The 21,621-nt window shown below is 67.4% G+C and carries 22 protein-coding genes; 17 read left to right on the forward strand and 5 right to left on the reverse strand.

Annotated features, from left to right (window positions below):
* Nucleotides 1-40 precede the first annotated feature (40 nt).
* The 14 genes from tsf (at nt 41) to lpxB (ending at nt 13,829) form a co-directional block, all read left to right on the forward strand.
* The gene (gene tsf / locus H556_RS0100505) at nt 41-979 is read left to right on the forward strand and encodes a translation elongation factor Ts (RefSeq protein ID WP_024352571.1); all 939 of its coding nucleotides are present in this window, start codon (nt 41-43) and stop codon (nt 977-979) included.
* A 145-nt stretch (nt 980-1,124) separates the two neighbouring features.
* Nucleotides 1,125-1,862 carry a UMP kinase gene (gene pyrH / locus H556_RS0100510; RefSeq protein WP_024352572.1) on the forward strand — a complete coding sequence of 246 codons (738 nt, stop codon included), beginning with the start codon at nt 1,125-1,127 and terminating at the stop codon, nt 1,860-1,862.
* Nucleotides 1,863-1,902: 40 nt separating this feature from the next.
* Nucleotides 1,903-2,460: a ribosome recycling factor gene (gene frr, locus H556_RS0100515; protein ID WP_024352573.1), complete on the forward strand. Its 558-nt coding sequence runs from the start codon at nt 1,903-1,905 to the stop codon at nt 2,458-2,460.
* Nucleotides 2,461-2,494: 34 nt separating this feature from the next.
* Nucleotides 2,495-3,253 (forward strand): polyprenyl diphosphate synthase, encoded by a 759-nt coding sequence (uppS, locus tag H556_RS0100520; protein WP_024352574.1) that lies wholly within the window; start codon nt 2,495-2,497, stop codon nt 3,251-3,253.
* Between the two features lies 1 nt (nt 3,254).
* Nucleotides 3,255-4,073, forward strand: a complete 819-nt coding sequence (locus tag H556_RS0100525; RefSeq protein WP_024352575.1) for a phosphatidate cytidylyltransferase — start codon at nt 3,255-3,257, stop codon at nt 4,071-4,073.
* Nucleotides 4,070-5,266, forward strand: coding sequence for a 1-deoxy-D-xylulose-5-phosphate reductoisomerase (gene dxr, locus H556_RS0100530; RefSeq protein WP_024352576.1), 1,197 nt, complete (start codon nt 4,070-4,072; stop codon nt 5,264-5,266). Before H556_RS0100525 ends, dxr begins: the two co-directional genes overlap by 4 nt.
* Before the next feature lie 13 nt (nt 5,267-5,279).
* Entirely contained in the window at nt 5,280-6,506 is a 1,227-nt protein-coding gene (locus H556_RS0100535) for a M50 family metallopeptidase (RefSeq protein ID WP_245559388.1), read from the forward strand.
* A 52-nt stretch (nt 6,507-6,558) separates the two neighbouring features.
* Nucleotides 6,559-8,937 carry an outer membrane protein assembly factor BamA gene (gene bamA, locus H556_RS0100540; protein WP_029673085.1) on the forward strand — a complete coding sequence of 793 codons (2,379 nt, stop codon included), beginning with the start codon at nt 6,559-6,561 and terminating at the stop codon, nt 8,935-8,937.
* A gap of 34 nt (nt 8,938-8,971) precedes the next feature.
* A complete protein-coding gene (locus tag H556_RS0100545) occupies nt 8,972-9,556 on the forward strand; it encodes an OmpH/Skp family outer membrane protein (protein ID WP_024352579.1) in 585 nt (194 codons plus the stop codon).
* 8 nt (nt 9,557-9,564) lie between these two features.
* Nucleotides 9,565-10,584, forward strand: a complete 1,020-nt coding sequence (lpxD, locus tag H556_RS0100550) for a UDP-3-O-(3-hydroxymyristoyl)glucosamine N-acyltransferase (RefSeq protein WP_024352580.1) — start codon at nt 9,565-9,567, stop codon at nt 10,582-10,584.
* The gene (gene fabZ, locus H556_RS0100555) at nt 10,581-11,045 is read left to right on the forward strand and encodes a 3-hydroxyacyl-ACP dehydratase FabZ (RefSeq protein WP_024352581.1); all 465 of its coding nucleotides are present in this window, start codon (nt 10,581-10,583) and stop codon (nt 11,043-11,045) included. Before lpxD ends, fabZ begins: the two co-directional genes overlap by 4 nt.
* A complete protein-coding gene (lpxA, locus tag H556_RS0100560; protein WP_024352582.1) occupies nt 11,042-11,830 on the forward strand; it encodes an acyl-ACP--UDP-N-acetylglucosamine O-acyltransferase in 789 nt (262 codons plus the stop codon). Before fabZ ends, lpxA begins: the two co-directional genes overlap by 4 nt.
* Entirely contained in the window at nt 11,827-12,666 is an 840-nt protein-coding gene (gene lpxI, locus H556_RS0100565) for a UDP-2,3-diacylglucosamine diphosphatase (RefSeq protein ID WP_024352583.1), read from the forward strand. Before lpxA ends, lpxI begins: the two co-directional genes overlap by 4 nt.
* Nucleotides 12,663-13,829, forward strand: a complete 1,167-nt coding sequence (gene lpxB, locus H556_RS0100570) for a lipid-A-disaccharide synthase (RefSeq protein ID WP_024352584.1) — start codon at nt 12,663-12,665, stop codon at nt 13,827-13,829. Before lpxI ends, lpxB begins: the two co-directional genes overlap by 4 nt.
* Nucleotides 13,830-13,980: 151 nt before the next feature.
* On the opposite strand, the gene trpC is transcribed toward lpxB, so the two are convergent.
* The 3 genes from trpC to H556_RS0100585 are packed head-to-tail and all read right to left on the reverse strand — an operon-like array spanning nt 13,981 to nt 16,426.
* Nucleotides 13,981-14,784 carry an indole-3-glycerol phosphate synthase TrpC gene (trpC, locus tag H556_RS0100575; protein WP_024352585.1) on the reverse strand — a complete coding sequence of 268 codons (804 nt, stop codon included), beginning with the start codon at nt 14,782-14,784 and terminating at the stop codon, nt 13,981-13,983.
* The gene (gene trpD / locus H556_RS0100580; protein WP_024352586.1) at nt 14,784-15,821 is read right to left on the reverse strand and encodes an anthranilate phosphoribosyltransferase; all 1,038 of its coding nucleotides are present in this window, start codon (nt 15,819-15,821) and stop codon (nt 14,784-14,786) included. The genes trpC and trpD overlap by 1 nt, the downstream gene beginning before the upstream one ends.
* On the reverse strand, nt 15,818-16,426 hold the full coding sequence (locus H556_RS0100585; RefSeq protein WP_024352587.1) for an anthranilate synthase component II: 609 nt from the start codon (nt 16,424-16,426) through the stop codon (nt 15,818-15,820). The genes trpD and H556_RS0100585 overlap by 4 nt, the downstream gene beginning before the upstream one ends.
* Before the next feature lie 124 nt (nt 16,427-16,550).
* On the opposite strand from H556_RS0100585, the gene H556_RS0100590 reads away from it, so the two are divergent.
* Nucleotides 16,551-16,739 (forward strand): hypothetical protein, encoded by a 189-nt coding sequence (locus H556_RS0100590; protein WP_024352588.1) that lies wholly within the window; start codon nt 16,551-16,553, stop codon nt 16,737-16,739.
* Here H556_RS0100590 and trpE read toward each other — a convergent pair.
* Both trpE and H556_RS0100600 read right to left on the reverse strand, forming a co-directional pair.
* Entirely contained in the window at nt 16,736-18,253 is a 1,518-nt protein-coding gene (gene trpE, locus H556_RS0100595) for an anthranilate synthase component I (protein WP_024352589.1), read from the reverse strand. The genes H556_RS0100590 and trpE overlap by 4 nt on opposite strands.
* A complete protein-coding gene (locus H556_RS0100600; RefSeq protein WP_024352590.1) occupies nt 18,253-20,178 on the reverse strand; it encodes a peptidylprolyl isomerase in 1,926 nt (641 codons plus the stop codon). The genes trpE and H556_RS0100600 overlap by 1 nt, the downstream gene beginning before the upstream one ends.
* 130 nt (nt 20,179-20,308) lie before the next feature.
* On the opposite strand from H556_RS0100600, the gene tpiA reads away from it, so the two are divergent.
* Nucleotides 20,309-21,058: a triose-phosphate isomerase gene (gene tpiA / locus H556_RS0100605; protein ID WP_024352591.1), complete on the forward strand. Its 750-nt coding sequence runs from the start codon at nt 20,309-20,311 to the stop codon at nt 21,056-21,058.
* An 86-nt stretch (nt 21,059-21,144) separates the two neighbouring features.
* Nucleotides 21,145-21,546, forward strand: a complete 402-nt coding sequence (gene secG / locus H556_RS0100610) for a preprotein translocase subunit SecG (RefSeq protein ID WP_428979865.1) — start codon at nt 21,145-21,147, stop codon at nt 21,544-21,546.
* Nucleotides 21,547-21,621 lie beyond the last annotated feature (75 nt).

Raw genomic sequence — 21,621 nt, forward strand, 5'->3', positions numbered from 1 at the left:
ATCCAGTCCGGCCGCCCATTTTGAATTTCAGGAGAAAGACATGGCCGAGATCACTGCCGCCCTCGTGAAGGAGCTTCGCGAGCGTTCGGGCGTCGGCATGATGGACTGCAAGAAGGCGCTGGTTGAGAACAACGGCGACATCGAAGCAGCCATCGACTGGCTGCGCGCCAAGGGCCTGTCCAAGGCCGCCAAGAAGGCCGACCGCGTCGCCGCCGAAGGCCTGGTGGCCGTCGCCGTGCGCGAAGACGGCAAGGGCGAAGTCGCCTCGGCCATCGAGTTCAACGCCGAAACCGACTTCGTGGCCCGTAACGACCTGTTCCAGTCGGCCGCCAAGGAATTCGCTCAACTGGGCCTGCACCACGACGGCGTCGAAGCCATCCACGGCGCGACCCTGGAAAACGGCAAGACTGTCGAGGCCGAAGTCACCAACCTGATCGCCACCATCGGCGAGAACATGCAGCTGCGTCGCGCGGCTCGTCTGTCGGTTGGCGAAGGCGCGATCGCGACCTACGTGCACAACGCCGTTTCGCCGGGCGTCGGCCGCATCGGCGTGCTGGTCGCCCTGGAAGGCGCCGGCGACAAGGAAGCCCTGCGCGAAGTGGGCCGCAAGATCGCCATGCACGTGGCCGCAACGGCTCCGCTGGCGCTGGACACCTCGGATCTGGATCCGGCTGCGATCGAGAAGGAGCGCACTGTCCTGATCGAGAAAGCCAAGGAAGAAGGCCGCCCGGAAAACATGATCGAGAAGATCGTGTCGGGCCAGATCGCCAAGTTCCAGAAGGACGTGGTGCTGACCAAGCAGCCGTTCGTCATGGACCCGGACGTGACCATCGAACAACTGGTCGCCAACACCGGCAAAGAGCTGGGCTCTGAGCTGAAGCTGGCCGGTTTCGTCCGCATGGCTCTGGGCGAAGGCGTCGAGAAATCCGACGCTCCGGACTTCGCGTCGGAAGTCGCCTCGATGACCGGCGGCAACTAAGAAGACCTCTCCCTCCCCGCGAAGGGGAGGGAGAATTATGCGTTTGGGCGCGTTCGGCTTTGAAGGCTGACGCGCCCTTCGTCTATGATGAGCCGCCGATTCACTTCGCGCGGATGCTAACCCCTGTATCCACGGACCCCTGATCATGCCCGACGCCCCCTCTGAGTTTCGTTACAAGCGCGTCCTGCTGAAGGTCTCGGGCGAGGTCCTGATGGGCGATCAGCCCTATGGCATCGACATGAAGACGGTGGATGTGGTCGCCGCCGCCGTTGCCGCCGTGGCGCGTCAGGGCGTCGAAATCTGCCTGGTCATCGGCGGGGGCAATATCTTCCGTGGCCTGTCCAAGGCGGCCGAGGGCATGGACCGCGCCAACGCCGACTACATGGGCATGCTGGCCACCATCATGAACGCCCTGGCCATGCAGGGCGCGCTGGAGAAGATCGGCGTCGATACGCGGGTTCAGAGCGCCATTCCGATGGCCGCGATCGCCGAGCCCTACATCCGTCGCCGCGCGCTGCGTCACCTTGAAAAGGGCCGGGTGGTGATCTTCGCCGCCGGCGTGGGCGCGCCCTTCTTCACCACGGACTCCGGCGCCGCGCTGCGGGCGGCCGAGATGGGCTGCGACGCCTTGCTAAAGGGCACCAGCGTTGATGGCGTCTACACGGCCGATCCGAAGAAGGACCCGACGGCCACCCGCTATGAAACGCTGACCTATCAGGATGTCCTGGCCAAGGACCTGCGGGTCATGGACGCTTCGGCCATCGCCCTGATGCGCGACAGCGGCATTCCGATCGTGGTCTTCTCGATTCGCGAGGAAGGTTCGCTGCACAAGACCTTGACGGGGCAGGGGACCTATACCGTCATCACCAACAAGCCCGCCTGAGCGGCTTCGCTATTCAACGACAGGACCAAGGACATTCGTCATGGCCAAACCCGATCTCAAAACCTTTCGTGACCGGATGGAAAAGTCGGTCTCCTCGCTGAAGGATGACTATGCGGGCCTGCGCACGGGCCGCGCCAACGCGGGCCTGCTGGAGCCGGTCGTCGTCGAAGCCTATGGCGCGACCTCGCCGCTGACCGCCGTCGCCGCTATCAGCGTGCCGGAACCGCGCATGATCTCGGTCAGCGTCTGGGACAAGGGCATGGTGGTCTCGGTCGAGAAGGCGATCCGCTCCGCGGGCCTGGGCCTGAACCCGATCGTCGACGGCCAGAACCTGCGTATTCCGATCCCGCCGCTGACCGAAGAGCGCCGTAAGGACCTCGCCAAGCTGGCCGCGAAATACGCCGAGGACAAGAAGATCGCTGTGCGCAACGTGCGCCGCGACGCCAACGACGAGCTGAAGAAGGCTGAAAAGGCCGGCGATATCAGCCAGGATGAACAGAAGAAGATGGAAGCTGAGGTCCAGAAGGACACTGACGCCGCCATCAAGCGCATCGACGAGACCTTGAAGGCCAAGGAAGTCGAGATCATGCAGGTCTGACGCCCGCGTCAGGTCTGTCCAAGGAAGGTCTCATATGTCGGCCGAGCCCGTCGCCACGGCGCCTGCAAAGGGGCCTCGTCACGTCGCCCTGATCATGGACGGCAACGGCCGCTGGGCGCAGCGACGGGGCCTTCCGCGCGCCGTGGGTCACCGCGAGGGGGTCCAGGCCCTGCGCCGGACCATCAAGGCCGCGCCTGAACTGGGCGTGCAGTGCCTGACGGTGTTCGGCTTCTCGACCGAGAACTGGAGCCGTCCGGCCGACGAGGTGTCCGACCTCATGGGGCTGGTGCGCGCCTTCGTCGGCAGTGATCTGAAGCGGCTGGAGGCTGCGGGCGTGCGGGTCAAGGTGCTGGGGCGCCGCAAGGGCCTGCCTGAGGACATCGCCGGCATCGTCGCGCGGGCCGAGGCGCAGACGGCCCACAACGACAAATTCCTGCTGCAGGTGGCCTTCAACTATGGCGGCCGCGCGGATCTGGCCGATGCGGCCCAGCGGCTGGTCGATCGCGCCCGCGCGGGCGAGGACATCGTCGTCGACGAAGAGGCGCTGGGCGCCGGTTTGTCGACGGCCGGGGCGCCGCCGGTCGATCTGATCGTGCGGACCTCGGGCGAGCAGCGTCTGTCCAACTTCCTGTTGTGGGAGGCGGCGTACGCCGAGATGGTTTTCCAAGACATCCTGTGGCCGGACTACGGCGCTGAAGCCCTGGCCGAGGCCATCGCCCAGTTCGCCTGTCGCCAGCGTCGTTATGGCGGGCGCGAGGTCATGGACACGGCTTATGGCGAGGCGGCGGTCTGATATGGCGCTGAAGCCTCGCGACATCGCCCTGCGCGCCGCCTCTGCGGTCGTACTGGCCCCGGCGGCGGTTCTGGCGACCTGGGCCGGCGGCGACTGGTTCTGCGCCCTGGTGGTGGCGGGCGCGGTGCTGCTGGCGTTTGAATGGGCGCGGATGTGCGCGCCCAGGCTGTGGCGACCGATCGGTATCGGCGTGGCCCTGGCCCTGGTCGTGGCGGTGATCGCCGCCCACGTCGGCCAGATTTCCCTGGCCCTAGTGCTTATGGTGTTCGGAGCGCTGGCGGCGGGTCTGTTCGCCCGAACGCGCGGCGAGTCGGCGCTCGATACGGCCTATGGCGTGCTGTATCTCGGCTGGCCCTGCGTCCTGCTGATCTGGCTGCGCGACCTGCATGAGGTGCAGGGGCTGTACTGGACCGTGCTGGTCTTCGCCGTGGCATGGTCGGCGGACATTCTGGCCTATCTGGTCGGCAGCTTCGTCGGCGGCCCCAAGCTGTGGCCGCGCTTTTCGCCGAACAAGACATGGTCCGGCTTCATCGGCGGGCTGACCGCTGGGATGATCGCCGGCGCCGCGATGGCGGGCTGGCTGGATATGGGGATGCTGACCGCTGTCTGGGGCGGGGTGCTGGGCCTGGCCGCCGCCCTGGCCACTATGGGCGGCGATCTGTGGGAGTCGGCGCTGAAGCGGCGTTTCGGGGTCAAGGACGCGGGCAATCTGATTCCGGGCCACGGAGGCCTGCTTGACCGCGTCGACGGCCTGATGTTCGCCGTGGTCGTGGTCGCCGCCGGGCGCCTGATCGTCCTCATGCTGGAGCGGGCGGCGTGATCGCGCGGCGCGTGACGGTTCTGGGCTCGACGGGGTCCGTCGGCTCGTCGACGCTGGACCTGATGGAGCAGGCGCAAGGCGCGGGCTCTGCGCGGTTCGAGGTCGAGGCCCTGACCGGCGGCGCCAATATCGCCCGGCTGGTCGAGCAGGCGCGCCGCTGGCGCCCGCGCATCGCTGTGACAGCCGATCCCGCGCGGCTGAATGAACTGCGCGAAGCGCTGAGGGGAACAGGGATCGAAACGGCGGCCGGTCCTGGCGCCATTGTCGAGGCGGCCACGCGGCCAGCCGACTGGATCATGGCCTCCATCGTCGGGGCGGCGGGCCTGCGCTCGGCCTGGGCGGCGGCGGGAACCGGAGCGACCTTGGCCCTGGCCAATAAGGAGAGCCTGGTCTGCTGCGGTCCGACGTTGATCGAGCGGGTCCGGCGCAGCGGCGGCCAGTTGATCCCGGTTGATTCCGAGCATTCCGCCATCTTTCAGGTCTTCCCCTTTGAGGCGCCCGAGCGCGTGTCCAAGCTGGTGCTGACGGCCTCGGGCGGGCCGTTCCGCACCTTGCCGCGCGCCGCCATGACGCGGATCACGCCCGAACAGGCGGTCGCCCATCCGAACTGGAGTATGGGCGCCAAGATCTCAGTCGACAGCGCCACCATGGCCAACAAGGGGCTGGAACTGATCGAGGCCGCCTATCTGTTCGACATGCCGGGCGAGCGGGTCGATGTGGTGGTCCACCCGGAATCAATCATCCACAGCCTTGTGGAATATGTGGACGGTTCGACCCTGGCCCAGATGGGTCCGCCGGACATGAAGACGCCGATCGCCTGCGCCCTGTCCTGGCCGGATCGGCTGGCCTGGCCTGCGCCCAAGCTGGACCTGGCGTCGTTGGGGCGGCTGACGTTCGAGGCTCCCGACGAGGCGCGCTTTCCGGCCCTGAGGCTGGCGCGCGAAGCCTTGGCCGCAGGCGGCGCATCGCCGATCGTCTTCAATGCAGCCAACGAAGTGGCGGCTCTGGCGTTTCTTGACCGAAGGCTGGGCTTTCTCAATATTGCCGCAGTCGTCGCCGACACCCTTGAGAAGGCGACCAGCGCGGGCGTGTCTTGCGGTTCGGACGATGCCTGCGACGCGGCTCTGGCCGTCGATGCGCAGGCGCGGCGGATTGCGGGCGACGTCATCGCCTCGCTGAACATGGCTGCCTGAGGGCGCAGGAGAGATGAGCGGCATGATAGGCGTGATCAGCCAGATTCTGACCTATGTCGTGCCGTTTCTGCTCGTTCTGACGTTGGTCGTGACGGTGCATGAACTGGGGCATTTCCTGACCGCGCGCGCCTTTGGCGTGAAGATGGATCGCTTCGCCATCGGCTTTGGCCGCGCCATCTTCAAACGCACTGACAAACACGGCGTCGAATGGCGCGTGGGCTGGCTGCCGCTGGGCGGCTACGTCAAGTTCTCCGGCGATCTGGATGCCACCGGCGTGCCCGACCGTGCGGGGCTGGAGACGATGCGCCAGGCGTTGACGGTCAAGCACGGACCGGGCGCCGAGCGCGATTATCTGTATTTCAAGCCGCTGTGGCAGCGCGCCCTGGTCGTGGCGGGCGGCCCGTTCGCCAACTTCGTCCTGGCCATCTTCATCTTCACACTGCTGTTCAGCCTGGTCGGCGTCGAGCTTCGTCCGGCGCGGGTGATGCAGGTGCAGGCGGGATCGCCCGCCGCCGCCGCCGGCTTCCAGCAGGGCGACCTGATCACTCACGTCAACGGCAAGCTGATTGCCGATGGCGGCGAGGTGACGCGCGTTGTGGCTCTGAGCAGCGGAGATCCGGTGCGCTTCACCGTCGAGCGCGGCGATCAGGCGGTGCAACTGACCGCTACGCCTGAGCGCCGGGTTGAGACTGATCGCATCGCGGGTCGCGTCACCGTCGGCCGCATCGGTCTGGCCCTGGGTTCGACCCGCGACGAGATTCGTCATGTCCGTTACGGCCCGATCGCAGCTGTGGGGCAGGGCGTGCGCGAGACGGGCGCCATCCTGAATACGACCCTGACCTATATCGGCCGCATCTTCACGGGCCGCGAGTCGGGCGATCAGTTCAGCGGGCCGCTGGGCATCGCCAAGGCTTCGGGCGCCCTGACCAACGCCGCCGTGGCGGCCAATCCCGAGCCCTGGGCCATTGTTCGCAATCTGTTGCTGACGCTGACGAGCTTCGCGGCCATACTTTCGGTCGGAATCGGCTTTTTAAATCTGATGCCCATTCCCGTTCTGGATGGGGGGCACCTGCTGTTCTACGCTTATGAAGCCGTGGCGCGCCGTCCGATGGCGGCCAGGGTGCAGGAAGCGGGGTACCGGGTCGGTCTTGCTTTGCTGGCGAGTTTGATGTTGTTCGCGACCTGGAACGATCTGCAGAAGCTCAATCTCTTCAAATTCCTCGGCGGGCTCGTCTCGTGAGCCGACGCCAGCCCCCGATGGTACCCGCATGAATCAAAACGACAGTCGCCTCATGACCCAGACCCGTGGCCGCATTCTCGGGGTCAGCGCCCTAGCCCTGACCTTCGCCGCCGGCCTCGCGAGCCCTGCGCTGGCCCAACAGACGCCCAACGTCGTGGTTCAGGAAGCGCCGCCCCAGGCCGATCGCGCCGTGGTGAACCGTATCGTGGTGCGCGGCAATGAGCGGATCGACCAGACGACGGTCCTGTCCTATCTGCCGATTCAGCCGGGCGACACCATCGACGCCGTGACCATCGACGTGGCGGTGCGGACCTTGTCGCGCACAGGTCTGTTCGCCGACGTTCAACTGGGCCTGCAGGCGAACGGCGATCTGATCGTCGAGATCGCCGAGAACCCGATCATCAACCAGGTGACGTTCGAGGGTAACAAGGCGCTGGCTGAGAAGAAGCTGCGCGACGAGGTCACGATCCGCCCGCGCGGCATCTACACCCGCGCCCGGGTTCAGGAAGACGTCGGCAAGATCGTCGAACTTTACCGCCTGTCGGGCCGCATCTCGGCGACGGTGACGCCTAAGCTAGTCCAACTGGATCAGAACCGCGTCGACGTGGTGTTCGAGATCGACGAGGGCCCCGAGACGGGCATCGCCGCCATCACCTTCCTGGGCAATCGAGCATTTTCGGACAGCGACCTGGCCGGGGTCATGGTGACGAAGACCTCCAAATGGTGGCGGCTGTTCAGCTCCAACGACAACTACGATCCGAACCGGCTGGATTACGACCGGGAACAGCTGCGCAAATTCTATACGAACCGCGGCTATTACGACTTCCGCATCCTGTCGTCGGTGGCTGAGCTGAAGCCGGACAACAGCGCCTTCGGCGTCACCGTCACGGTGGACGAGGGCGACCGCTACAACTTCGGCGAGATCAAGGTCGTCACCGAGAATGACCGGCTGAACGGCGACTTCCTGCAGTTGCTGCTGCCGATCCGCAAGGGCGATCTGTATGAAAGCGATCGCATTCAGGCGGCGGTCGACACCCTGACCTTCGCCGCTGGCTCGGCCGGTTACGCCTTCGTCGAGATCAACCCGACCTATCGCGCGGATCCTGAAACCGATACCGTCAACGTCACCTTCAACGTGCGTGAAGGCCAGCGCGTCTACATCGACCGCATCAATGTAGTCGGCAACACCCGCACGCTGGACACCGTCATCCGCCGCGAACTGATGGTGGGCGAAGGCGACGCCTTCAACCGCTCGCTGGTCGAGCGTTCGCGCAACAACCTGCGCGCCCTGGGCTTCTTCAAGGACGTCAAGATCGAAGAGACGCGCGGCAGCGCGCCGGACCGCTCGGTCGTCAACGTGACCGTCGAAGAACAGCCCACCGGCGAGTTGTCGGTCGGGGCAGGTTTCAGCTCGGTCGACTCCTTCGTGCTGAACCTGGGCATCACCGAGCGCAACTTCCGCGGTCGCGGCCAGAACGTCGTGGCCCGCGCCGAATGGGGTTCGCTGCGTCAGCAGATCGACTTCCGCTTCACCGAGCCCAAGTTCCTGGGGCGCGACGTGCGGGCGGGCTTCGACCTGTTCCACACCCGCTACGACCTCAGCAAATATTCGTCCTATGACTATCGCTCTACGGGCGGCGGGGTGCGTGTAACTTATCCGCTGAACGGCTACGCCAGCTTCAGCGCTCGCTACTTCCTGAAGAGCGATGAAGTCGTCATCCCGTACGGCTATTGCGGGGGCGTCGGCGCCGGCTCGTCGGCCTTGTGCGATCAGGCAGGGTCGTTCCTGAACTCCTCGGCGGGCTATACCTTGCTGGTCAACCGCCTGAACGATCCGGTGCGCCCGACGCGCGGCTGGACGGCCTCCCTGCGTCAGGACTTTGCCGGCATCGGCGGGGACGTGAACTACATCAGGACCGAGGCGGACGCCTCCTGGTACTATGGCATCCGTCCGAACTGGGTGGTCAGTTTCCAGGGCCAGACGGGTTATGTCAGCGGGTGGAACGGCGATCCGATCCGGATCAACGACCGCTTCTTCAAGGGCGGCAACACCTTCCGCGGCTTTGAGACGGCGGGCATGGGCTCGCGCGATCTGACCACGACGGACGCCCTGGGCGGCAACTTCTACGCCATCGGTACGGTCGAACTGACCGTGCCGAACATGCTGCCCGATGAATACGGCATCAAGACCTCGCTGTTCGCGGACGTCGGCACGATCGGCAAGCTGGATGACCGTTATCTGGTCGACCCGTCGACGGGGCTTCGCAACCCCAACATCGTCGACGACCTGGCCTTGCGCGCGGCGGCGGGCATCAGCATCCACTGGCGTTCGCCGATGGGGCCGATCCGTTTCGACCTTTCCAAGGTTCTGGCCCGCGAAGACTACGACAAGACCGAGACGTTCCGCTTCTCGACCTCCACCCAATTCTAACTGCGGCCTGACCGCCGTCACTAAGGCTTAGATTATGAAACTCATCGCTATCGGCGCCTTCGCCCTCGCTTCGCTGACCGCCTCGGCTGCCCTGGCCCAGTCGCAGGGCCCGGCCAACCCCGGCCCGGTCATTCCCGGCGTCTGCGTCTATTTCAACCAGCGCGTTCTGGCCCAGTCGACTGTCGGCCAGGCCGTTCAGACCCGCATGGAACAGCTGGCGCAGGAAGTTCAGGGCGAAATCCAGCCCTACGCCACCACCATCCAGACCGAGGCTCAGGCCCTGCAGCAGGGTCAGGCGACCATCCCGGCTGACCAGATGAACCAGCGCCGCCAGCAGCTGCAGCAGCGCATCCAGGAAGCCCAGCAACTGGAAGCCACGCGCGAGAACGAACTGCGTTACACCCTGGCTGAACAGCGCCGCAAGATTTCGGAAGCCATCGAGCCTCTGCTGGTCGCCGTCTATCAGGAGAAGGGCTGCGGCATCATGATCGACCGCGAGAGCGTCTTCATCCTGAACCCGGCCATGGACGTCACCGATACCGTGATCCAGCGCCTGAACGCCCAGCTGCCGACGCTGAGCTTTAACCGCATGCCGGTTCCGGCCCAGCCGCAGTCGTAAGACGGGCCATGCCCGATCCGAGGTTCTTCCAGACCCTGTCGCCCCTGACGGTCGCCGCCCTCGCCGAACACATCGGCGGGGAGGTGGTCCGGGGCGGCGAGGTCGTCATCTCGGCCGTTGCGCCCCTGTCCAGTGCGGACCGGGGCGCGATTGCGTTTCTGGGCGACCGCAAGTTCGCCGCCGCCCTGGCGCAGACCAAGGCGGGTTGCGTGATCGTGCCGCCGTCGGCCGTGGATGCGGCGCCCGCTGACGCCGCCGTCATCGTGTCGGGCGAGGCTCAGGCCGCCTGGGCGCGGGCATCGTCGCTGCTGCATCGGCCGATCCGTCTGGACCGCGCCATCACGGTCGCCGAGGCCGCCGAGGACGACACCGTTGTGGTCGAGCCGGGCGCCATTCTGGGCGAGGGCGTCCGCATCGGGCGCGGCACGCGCATCGGCGCCAACACCGTGATCGGACCGGGCGTCCAGATCGGCCGCGACTGCCTGATCAGCGCTGGCGTCACTGTCGGCTTCGCCCTGCTGGGCGACCGGGTGAAGCTTCTGGCCGGCGCGCGCATAGGCGAGGCGGGCTTCGGCGCCGCCGGGTCGAAAGCCGGGCCGGTGGATATTCCCCAATTGGGTCGCGTCATCCTGCAGGACGGGGTGACGGTCGGGGCCAATTCCTGCATCGACCGGGGCGCCTATGACGACACCGTCATCGGCGAGAATACCAAGATCGATAATCTGGTCATGATCGGCCACAACTGCGTCATCGGCCGCAACAACCTGATGGCGGCGCACACCGGCATCTCGGGTTCGGTCACCAGCGGCGATAACTGCATCTTCGGCGGCCGGGCGGGCGTGGGCGACCACATCACCATCGGCGAAGGCGCGCGCGTCGCGGCCGGCGGCGGCGTCCTGGCCGACATTCCGCCGGGCGAGATCTGGTCCGGCTATCCCGCCAAGCCTTTGCGCCAGTTCTTGCGCGAGACGGTCTGGCTGTCCAAACAGGCGTCCCAGAAGAAGGGCGCGAAGGAATCGAAAGAATGAGCGAAGACAACAAGATCGATTACGCCGAGGTGATGCGTCGCCTGCCGCACCGCTATCCCTTCCTGTTGGTCGACAAGGCGCAGGACTTCGTGGCGGCGACCTCCATCGTCGGCATCAAGAACGTCACCCACAACGAGCCCTTCTTCCCCGGCCACTTCCCGATCGACCCGGTCATGCCGGGCGTGCTGATCGTCGAGGCCATGGCCCAGACGGGCGCGCTGCTGATGTCCAAGTCGCTGGACGTCGCGGTGGCCGACAAGGTCATCATGTTCATGTCGATCGACGGAGTGCGCTTCCGCAAGCCCGCGCGTCCGGGCGACCAACTGCGCATGGAGGTCAAGGTCATCAAGGCGCGCGGCGACGCCTACAAGTTCCGCGGCGAGACTTTCATCGACGGCAAGCTGGCCGCCGAGGCCGAGTTCATGGCCATGGTCGTGACCGTGGCGGAGCCCGCCCAGTGACCATCCACCCGACCGCCGTGGTGGACGCCTCGGCGACCTTGGCGGACGGGGTCGAGATCGGCCCGTTCTGCACCGTGGGGCCGGGCGTGGCGCTGGCTTCCGGCGTGCGTCTGGTCAGCCATGTGGTGATCCAGCAGGATGTGAGCGTCGGCGCCAACACGACGGTTCACCCCTTCGCCGTCATCGGCGGCGATCCGCAGCACGGCGGCTACAGGGGCGAGCCGGTGCGGCTGGAGATCGGCGAGAACAACCTGATCCGCGAGCACTGCACCTTCAACCGGGGCACGCCGCAGGGATCGGGCGTCACCCGCGTCGGCTCGAACAACCTGTTCATGACCGGCGCCCACGTCGGCCACGACTGCGTGGTCGGCGACAGCGTCACCATGGCCAACAACGCCACCCTGGGCGGCCACGTCCATGTCGGCGACAAGGTGTTCCTCGGCGGCCTGTGCGCCATCCATCAGAACGGCCGCGTCGGGCAGGGCGCCATCGTCGGCGGTCTGGCCGCCGTGACGCGCGACGTCATTCCTTACGGCTCGGTCTGGGGCAATCACGCCAGCCTGCACGGACTCAACCTGATCGGGCTGAAGCGCAAGGGCTACGGCAAGGACGCGGTGCGCCGCCTGCTGGCCGCCTATCGCGACCTGTTCGAGGGCGAAGGGGTCTTCGCTGAGCGTCTGGACCGGGTCGAGGCGAACTACGCCGACCTGCCCGAGATCATGGAGATCACCGCCTTCATCCGTGACGGCGGCAAGCGCCCGCTGTGCCTGCCGGGCGCGGAATGACGACCGCGCCCAAGCTGGCCTTGATCGCGGGTTCGGGCGATCTGCCCATCCGCGTCGCCCAGCGCTGCGAGGCCGAGGGGCGCGAGGTCTTCATCATCCGCCTGAGGGGCTTCGCCGACGCCCACCTGCACCGTTGGCCGGGACAGGACTTCGGCATGGCCGAGATCGGCAAGATCGTGAAGGCCATGCGGGCCGAGGGCTGTCGCGCGGTCTGTCTGGCGGGCTACGTTAACCGCCCGGATTTCAAGACGTTGAAGCCCGATCTTAAGGGTGCATCCCTGCTGCCCGGCATCATCGCGGCGGCGTCAAAGGGCGACGACGCCCTGTTGCGCAAGATTCTGTCGGTATTCGAGGACGAAGGCTTCGCCGTCGAGGGCGCGGACGACATTCTGGGCGGCGAGATGCTGGCGGCGGGTGCGCTGGGCCGCGTGGCGCCGACGGCGGAGCAACTGGCGGACCTGGAGAAGGCGCTGCACGTCGCTGAAAAATCAGGCGAACTGGATATCGGTCAGGGCGCGGTCGTCTGCGACGGACTGGTGCTGGCGGTCGAGGCTCAGGAAGGCACGGACGAGATGCTGCGCCGCGTGGCGGGTCTGCCCGCCGACCTGCGCGGCTCGCCCGGCTTTGCGCGCGGCGCGCTGGGCAAGGCGCCCAAGCCGATCCAGGATCTGCGCGTCGACATGCCCGTTATCGGGCCGACGACGGTCGAACTGGCCGCTGCTGCGGGTCTGGCCGGGATCGGCGGGTTCGAGGGGCGGCTGATCGTCATCGACCACGAAGGTCTGGTTGAGGCGGCCGACCGTCTGGGCCTGTTCGTGTGGGGAGAGCCGCGATGAGCCGTCCGCTGAAGGTCATGTTGGTGGCGGCCGAGGCCTCGGGCGATGCATTGGGCGCCGGTCTGGCGCGGGCGCTGAAGGCGCGGCTGGGCAAGGACGTGGTCTTCGTCGGCGTGGGCGGCCCCAAGATGGCGGCTGAGGGCGTCGAGAGCCCCTTCGACATCGCCGAACTGTCGATCCTGGGCTGGATCGAGGGGCTGAAGGCCTACGGACGGGTCAAGAAGCGCGTGGCCGAGACGGCGGCGCTGGCGGCGGCGGAGAAGCCGGACGCCGTGGTTCTGATCGACAGCTGGGGCTTCACCATCCGCGTGGCTCAGGCGATCCGCGCCGCCTCGCCGAAGACGCCGCTGATCAAATACGTCGGGCCGCAGGTCTGGGCCTCGCGGCCGGGGCGGGCCAAGACGCTGGCGGGGGCGGTGGATCACCTGCTGGCCCTCTATGTGCTGGACGCGCCGTGGTTCGAGAAGGCGGGTCTGCCGACGACAGTCGTCGGCTCACAGGCGCTGCACGTCGACATGGCGGGGGCCGACGGCGCCCGCTTCCGCGCGGCGCGAGGCATTACGGCGGATGCGCCGCTACTGCTGGTCCTGCCGGGCAGTCGCCCAAGCGAGATCACGCGCATGACGCCTGTCTATGAGCAGGCGGTGAAGCAGTTGAAGGCGCAGATTCCGGGGCTGGAGATCGCCGTCGTCGCGGCGGGCACGGTCGCCGCCGACGTGGCGGGCCGCGTCGCCGCCTGGCCGTTCCGCGCCCATGTCGTGCAGGAGGCCGACAAGTACGACGCGATGAAGGCTGCAAACGCCGCCCTGGCCACCAGCGGCACGGTTTCGACCGAACTGGCGCTGGCGGGCGCGCCGATGGTCATCGCCTATAAGATCGACGGGCTGAGCTACGTCCTGATGAAGCGGCTGGTGACGGCCAAGCACATCACCCTGTTCAACATCGCCGCCGACGAGGCCATCGCGCCCGAGTTCATCCAGCACGAGGCGACGCCGCAGGCGCTTGCCAAGGTGGTGGGGCGGCTACTGACCGATCCCGAGGCGGCGGCCGATCAGGCGCGCCGTCAGACCGAGGCTCTGGACCTGATGGGGCGCGGCGGGCCGGACCCGTCGGAACTGGCGGCCGATGCCGTGCTGCGGGTGATCGCGACGAAGGCGGGCTGATCCCTTACTCCCCGCTCATCCCGGCGGACGCCGGGATCCAGTAAGAACCACGCGCGCAGTTTTTAGTGAACCGAGCCTGGGACGGCCATGGCTGCGGCCTTAGCCAAAGCACTGGATCCCGGCGTCCGCCGGGATGAGCGGGAAGAGGAGCTTAGGCCAGCAAGGCCCGGGTCGCGGCTTCGACGTCCGCCTGTCGCATCAGGCTTTCGCCGACCAGCAGGGCGCGGGCCCCCGCATCCGCCCCTCGCGCTACATCCTCTGGCGTAAACAGGCCGCTTTCGGCGACCAGCAAAGCGCCGTTAGGGCTCATCGCCGCCAGGCGCTCGGTCGTCGCCAGATCGACCTCGAAGGTTCGCAGCGAGCGGTTGTTGACGCCGATCAGGGCGTCGTCGCGGCCCTGAACCAGTTTGGCGGCGCGCGCCATTTCGTCGGCGTCGTGGGTCTCGATCAGAGCGTCCATGCCCCAGCGGGTCGCCTCGGCCAGCAGGTCTGCGGCCAGGGCGTCGTCCACCATGTCCATGATGATCAGGATGCAGTCGGCGCCCAGCGCCCGGCTCTCGGCCACCTGCCACGCATCGACCAGAAAGTCCTTGCGCAGGCAGGGCAGGGCGGCGGCCGCGCGTGCGGCGGTCAGATAGGCGTCGTCACCCTGAAAGCTGGGGCCGTCGGTCAGGACGGACAAGCAGGAGGCGCCGCCGCGTTCATAAGCCTGCGCGAGGGCGGGCGGGTTGAAGTCGGCGCGGATCAGGCCCTTGGAGGGGCTGGCCTTTTTGATCTCGGCGATCAGGGCCGGGCGGCCGGTTTCGGCGAAACGTCTGGCCAGGGCGGCGCGGAAACCGCGCGGGGCCGTAGCCTCTTTCGCGCGGGCCTCGATCGCGTCCTGCGAAACGGCGGCCTTGCGGGCGGCGACATCCTCGCGCTTGTAGGCGGCGATGCGGTCCAGAACGTCGCTCATCAGGCGTCCTCGTCTTCGATCGGCGCGTGGGAGACGCGCACCAGTTCAGCCAGGGCGGCGGCGGCGCGGCCGTCGTCGATGACGGCGGCGGCCAGTTCGGCGCCCGATTTCAGGTCCTCGGCCCGCCCGGCCACTACAAGGGCGGCTGCGGCGTTCAGCAGGACGATGTCGCGGTAGGGACCGCGCTCGCCCGCCAGCAGGGCGGTCAGGGCCGCCGCATTATGCTCGGCGTCGCCGCCGCGCAGGTCGTCCAGCGTCGACAGCGGCAGGCCGGCGTCGGCGGGCGTGACGGTGAAGCGGCGGACGACGCCGTCCTTCCACTCGGCCACCTCAGTCGGGCCTGTGGTGGTCAGTTCGTCCAGACCCTGACCGTTGACGGTCCAGGCGCGCCGGGCGCCCAGTCGGCCCAGAACCTCGGCTAGCGGCTCCAGCAGGGCAGGGTCGTAGACGCCCATCACCTGATGCGTCGCGCCCGCCGGATTGCACAGCGGCCCCAGCAGGTTGAATACCGTGCGGAAGCCGATCTCGCCGCGCACCGGCCCGACGTGACGCATGGCCCCGTGATAGGTCGGCGCGAACAGGAAGGCGATGCCCGCCTGATCCAGCGCCCGCGCCTGCTGGGCGGGCGTGGCGTCCAGATTGACCCCCAGCGCAGCCAGAACGTCGGACGAACCGGACTTGGAGCTGATGGCGCGGTTGCCGTGCTTGGCGACCTTCAGCCCTGCGCCCGCCAGAACGAAAGAGGCCGCCGTCGAGACGTTATAGGTGTGCTGGCCGTCGCCGCCGGTGCCGCAGGTGTCGATCACCTGATCGAACGGGTGGTTCAGCGACAGGGCGGCCTCGCGCATGGCGCTGGCGAAGGCGACGATCTCGTCCACCGTCTCGCCGCGGATGCGCAGGGCGGTGACGGCGGCGGCGACCTGGGACGGGGTCGGTTCGCCGCGCAGGCAGGCGGCGAAGAAGGCCTTGGCCTCGTTCAGGGTCAGCACCTGTCCATCGACCAGCTTGGCCAGCAGGGGCTTGATGCTGTCCATCACACGCTCGCCGGATTCTTCAGGCTGGAATGGCGCTTGACGCCCGCCAGATCCAGGAAATTGGCGATCATCGCATGGCCGTGCTCGGTGGCGATGGATTCCGGGTGGAACTGGACGCCGTGGATCGGGCGCGTGCGGTGCGACAGGCCCATGATCTCGCCGTCCTCGGTCCAGGCGGTGACCTCCAGCGCGTCGGGCAGGGTTTCGCGGCGCACGGCCAGCGAATGATAACGCGTCGCTGTGAAGGGCGAGGGCAGGCCGCCGAAGACGCCGCGCCCTTCGTGCAGGATAGGCGAGGTCTTGCCGTGCATCAGGGTCTTGGCGCGCACCACCTCGCCGCCGAAGGCTTGGCCGATCGACTGGTGACCCAGGCAGACGCCCAGGATGGGCATGGTCTCAGCCGCCGTCTCGATCAGCGACAGGCAGATGCCCGCCTGATCCGGCGCGCAGGGGCCGGGCGACAGCAGGACGGCCTCGGGCTGAAGGGTCCAGGCTTCCTCGACGGTCAGGTCGTCATTGCGGACGACGTGTGTCTGGGCGCCCAACTCCGCGAGGTAGTGGACGAGGTTGTAGGTGAAGCTGTCGTAGTTATCGACGACGAGGATCATGGCGAAGGCTTCTTGAAGACGGGGAGGCAGGGCGGCCCAAGCATGGAAGGCAAACGGGCCGATTGAAAGCGGACGTTAAGCTGTCCGGGCGATAGAGGGGCATCGCCATCGGAAGAAATCCGTCTTGACCCCTGTAGAATGCATCCGTGACGCTCGAGCCCTGTTGAACGAGGCGCCCGTCGAACAACCCAAGCCGCTGCGCCTGCTGGCGGCTGCCGCCTTCGCCGCGACGACGGCGGTCCTTCTGGCCGGGACCATGGTCGTGGGCCCAGGCATATCATTTGACCAGGCTGCCATGGTTTCCAATCCCTAGCCGTCGGAACCTTGGCCGCGCGTGGTCGCAGTGAAACGCCAGGCGTCCTCGGCCGCTTTCATCGGAGCGCGGGCTTTAGCCAGAGTTTCAGCATACTCCGCGGCCGGGTCGCTGTCGGCGACGACGCCTGCGCCCGCCTGAACGAAGATCTGGCCCTTGGCGAACATGGCGGTGCGCAGGACGATGCAGATGTCCGCCTCGCCATTGGCCGAGATATAGCCGACGCCGCCGCCGTAGCCGACTCCGCGCTTTTCGGTCTCAAGTTCGTCGATGACCTCCATCGCCCGAACCTTGGGCGCGCCCGACAGCGTGCCGGCGGGCAGGGCGGCTAGCAGGGTGTCCACCGCGTCCAGCTTGGGATCGGCGTCGCCGTTCACGTTGGAGACGATGTGCATGACCTGGCTGTAGCGCTCGACCACGAAGCTTTCGGTCACCTCGACCGAACCGGGCTTGGAGACGCGGCCCACGTCGTTACGGCCCAGGTCCAGCAGCATCAGATGCTCGGCCCGTTCCTTGGGATCGGCCAGAAGTTCGACTTCCAGCGCCTTGTCCTGCTCGGGCGTGGCGCCGCGCGGACGGGTGCCCGCCAGCGGGCGGATGGTGACGCGCCCGTCCTTCAGCCGGACCAGGATTTCCGGGCTGGAGCCCGCCAGCTGGAAATCCACATAGTCGAGGAAGAACAGATAGGGCGACGGGTTGCCGCGACGCAGCGACCGATAGAAGGCGAACGGGTCCAGGGCCCACGGCGCCGAGAAACGGTGCGCCAGCACGACCTGGAAGATGTCGCCGGCGACGATGTAGTCCTTGGCCCGCGCCACCATGCGGCCGAAGGCGGCCTCGTCCACGTCCGAGTGGAAATCGGGCGCCGCAACCGGCTCGACCTCGCGCTGGATCGGCAGGGGCCCGCGCAGGCGGTCCTCGAAGTCCTCCAGCCGGGCCTCGGCGGCTGTGTAGGCCTGATCCGGGTCTGTCACAGTGTCGGGATAGGCGGCGGCGATCAGGACGATTTCGTGTTTCACCGAATCGAAGATGGCGACCAGCGCCGGACGCGCCATCACCGCGTCGGACAGGTCCAGCGGGTCGGGGTTAGCCGGGCCCAGCGGCTCCAGCAGCCGCACCATGTCGTAACCGAAGACCCCGAACAGACCGGCGGCCATGGGGGGCAGGTCAGCGGGCAGCTCGAACTTCGTCGCCGCGATCAGGGCGCGCAGGGATTCCAGCGCGGGCCGGTCTTCGGGCGTGAAGGTTTCCGACAGGACGTCGGCGCCGCGCGCGATCTCGGCCTTGCCGTCCCGGCAGCGCCAGACCACGTCCGGCGACAGGGTGACGAAGGAATAGCGGCCGTTGACGGCTCCGCCTTCGACCGACTCGAACAGGCTGGCGTAGCGCCGCCCATGCCCGACCTTCAGGAAGGCCGAGACGGGGGTCTCCAGATCATCAATCAGGCGGCGGACCAGAACCTGAGGGCGGCCCGCCGTCAGGCCGGCGATGAAGGCGTCGCGTTCTTGCTGCATTACTTCTTGGCGGGAGCGGCCGGGGCCGCCGCCGGAGCGGCGGGGGCCTCGACGCCCAGGGCCTGAAGGGCCAGGGCCGGATCGTTGCGCGACTTGGTGCGCGCGGCGGCGGCGGCGATGGTGCGGTCAGCCATCGTGTTGGCCAGTTCCTCGGTCAGGCGCGGACGAGCCTGCTCGGCCAGCGGCGCCGCCAGAGCCGGATCAGCGGCGTGGATGGCGTCGACACGGCCGACGACGAAGCTGTCCTGGGCCTGCTGGCCCGAGAAGACCTGACCCTTGGCCTGACCGAACAGACCGCGCAGCACGCCATCGCCGACCTGAGCCTGCGACTCGCGGCTTTGCTGGACGGCGGTGCGGACCGTCAACTGGACGCCTGCGTCGGCGGCGACCTTGGCGATGTCTTCGCCGGCGCGGACGCGACCGGCCAGCTCTTCGGCCTTGGCCGACAGCAGGCGGGCGTTTTCACGCATCGTCCATTGCTGGCCCAGCGGCGCGCGCACCTCGTCCAGCGTGGGCAGGGCCGACGGGCGGATTTCGTCCAGACGGACGGCGAAATACTGACCGTCGCCGGCGTCGATGACGTCGCTCTCGCCGCCCTTGGACAGGGCGTAGGCGCTTTCCAGAACCTGACGCGGGGCGTTCATCGGCTGGCCGTCCGGCAGTTGGCCCTGTTCGGTGAAGGGCGGCAGCTGGATCACGCGAGCCTTGGCGGCGGTCGCGGCGTCGGCCAGGTTCTTGCCTTCCTGACGCGCCTTCTCGAACTGTTCGACCTTGGCGTAGGTCGCGGCCTTCACAGCTTCGGCCTGAAGCTCCTGAACCACGGCGGCGCGGGCGGTTTCCAGCGACACGGCCTCGCCGGCCTGAATCGTGGCGACCTTGGCGACCGTGAAGCCCAGACGGCCCTGAATCGGCGCGGACACCTGATCGGCGGCCAGGGCGAAGACGGCGGCGCCGACGGCGGGGTCGCCCACGGCGGCCTGCGGCGTGGCCTTGTAGTCGCCCAGTTGAATGTTGTTGGCCTTAGCCACCTCGGCGGGGTTCTTACCAGCGCGCAGGTCGGCGGCGATCTTGTCGGCGGCTTCCTTGGTCGGGACCGTCAGGGTGACGAAGGTGCGCTTTTCCGGTTCGGCCAGGGCGGCCTTGCGGAACTCATAACGCTCCTTGATCTGCTCTTCGGTGATCGCGGGGGGGGCGTCGTTCGGGCCGGGCGAGAACAGGACCAGAGAGATCATGCGGAACTCGGGGCTGCGCAGACGCGCCTCGTTTTCCTTCATAAAGGCGGTCAACTGCGCGTCGGTCGGAGCGCCGGCGCGGCCCGCCATGGCTTGAGTGACCGAGAACCAGCGGCCGTCGCGCGTTTCCAGCGCCTGGCCCGCAAGCAGGGCGGCGTAGACGCGCGGCGCCTGCAGGCCGGCGAAGACGGCCGATCCGACGTGGGCGGTGACATACTGGTCGCGCAGGTCGTCTTCCAGCATTTCGGACGTCAGGTTCTGCTGGGCCAGGGCCTGGGCGTACAGGTCTTTGTCGAACTGGCCCGTGATCTGGTTGAAGAAGGCGGGAATCTTGCGGATCTGAGCCAGGATCAGCTCCTTGCCCGGACGGATGCCGGCCTTGTAGGCCCAGTCCAGGAAGCCCAGTCGTTGGGTCTGGCTGTCGAGATACTGCTGGTGCAGGTTCTCCTTGACCATGTCGTCATAGCTGACGGGACGACCGGCCTGCTCCTGAAGATTGGCGCGGACGCGCTCGAAGTCGGCGCGGAACTGGCCGGAATCGACGCTGCGGTCCCCGGCGCTGATGATGTGGCGCGGCCCCAGATTGGCGAAGATGTCGGATTGCGCCCCGACGATCAGGAAGCTGAGGATGATCAGGGCGAACAGGCCTGCGGCCCATTTCGACTTGGCGAAGTTTCGGAAGTACGTGATCATCGAAAAGAACCTGACGAGGGCCGGCGTCAAAGGGGCGCCAAGGGTCGCGTATAGGGGGTGCGGGGCCGCCGCCGCAAGTGAGGCCTGACGACATCTTGGCTTCTGTCGCGCTCGCCACTAGACAGGCCGCATGAAACAATCTGTGAAGCTGGTCGCCGGCAATTGGAAAATGAACGGTCTGGGCGCGAGCCTGGCCGAGGCTGAAGCCCTCGAAAAGGCGTTGAAGGAACAGGCTGCGGCCTGCCGCGTGGCCCTGTGCCCGCCCGCTACCCTGATCGATCGGATGGCGCAGACGCTGAAGGACGGCGTTGTTGAAATCGGCGGGCAGGACTGCCACGCCGAGGCGTCGGGCGCCTACACCGGCTCGGTCTCGGCCGGGATGGTTCGCGATGCGGGCGCCGGTCTGGTGATTCTCGGCCACTCGGAGCGCCGCGCCGGATTCGGCGAGACGGACGCTGACGTCGCCGCCAAGGTCGAAGCCGCCCTGACCGCTGGTCTGGAGCCCATCATCTGCATCGGCGAGACGCTTCAGCAGCGCGAAGCCGGGCAGGCCGTCGAGATCGTCAGCCGCCAGGTCGCCGGTTCGCTGCCGTCCTCGTTGTCGGGCAAGGCTTTCGCCGTGGCTTATGAGCCGGTCTGGGCCATCGGCACCGGCCTGACGCCGACGCTGGAACAGATCGAAGAAGTCCACGCCGCCGTGCGCGCCGCCATGGTCGCCAAGCTGGGGGAGGGCGGCCGCGCCGCGCCGATCCTGTACGGCGGCTCGGTCAAGCCGTCGAACGCCAAGGAGATCCTGGCCGTGACCGAGGTCGGCGGCGCTCTCGTCGGCGGCGCCTCGCTGAAGGCCGAAGACTTCCTGGGCATCATCCGCGCGGCCTGACCGCGCGGACTGTTTGCTCGAAACCCTCAACGGTGTTAGAGGCCGCCGCTTGATCGGCGCGCTTTTGCGCCCACATGAATGACGCCATGCTCCAGACCATTCTGCTCGTCGCGATGATCATCATCTCGGTCTCTTTGTCGGCCGTGATCCTGCTGCAACGTTCCGAGGGCGGCGCCCTGGGCATGGGCGGCGGGCCGTCGGGCTTCATGACGGCGCGCGGCGCGGGCAACCTTCTGACCCGCGTGACGTCGATTCTGGCGGTTGCCTTCTTCGTCTGCGCCATCGGCCTGACGATCGCAGGCAACTATGCGCGCGGGTCGCGTTCGGTGATCGACGCTGACGCCGTCGGCTCCATCGCCCTGGATCAACCTGAGCAGACGGCCCCGGCGCCTGAAGCCGCTCCGGCGACGCCGGCCGCTCCGGCTGCGCCGTCGCTGGACGATCTGGAAGCCAGCCTGCCCGCCGGTCAGGGCGCGCCCGCCCAGTAAGGGCGACGTCGCCATCGAGTTCGAGGAAGCGCGCCGCGAGGCGCGCTTTCTTCTTTTGATCAACAGTTGGATTTG

The sequence above is a fragment of the Brevundimonas naejangsanensis DSM 23858 genome, from assembly GCF_000421705.1.
Taxonomy (GTDB): domain Bacteria; phylum Pseudomonadota; class Alphaproteobacteria; order Caulobacterales; family Caulobacteraceae; genus Brevundimonas; species Brevundimonas naejangsanensis.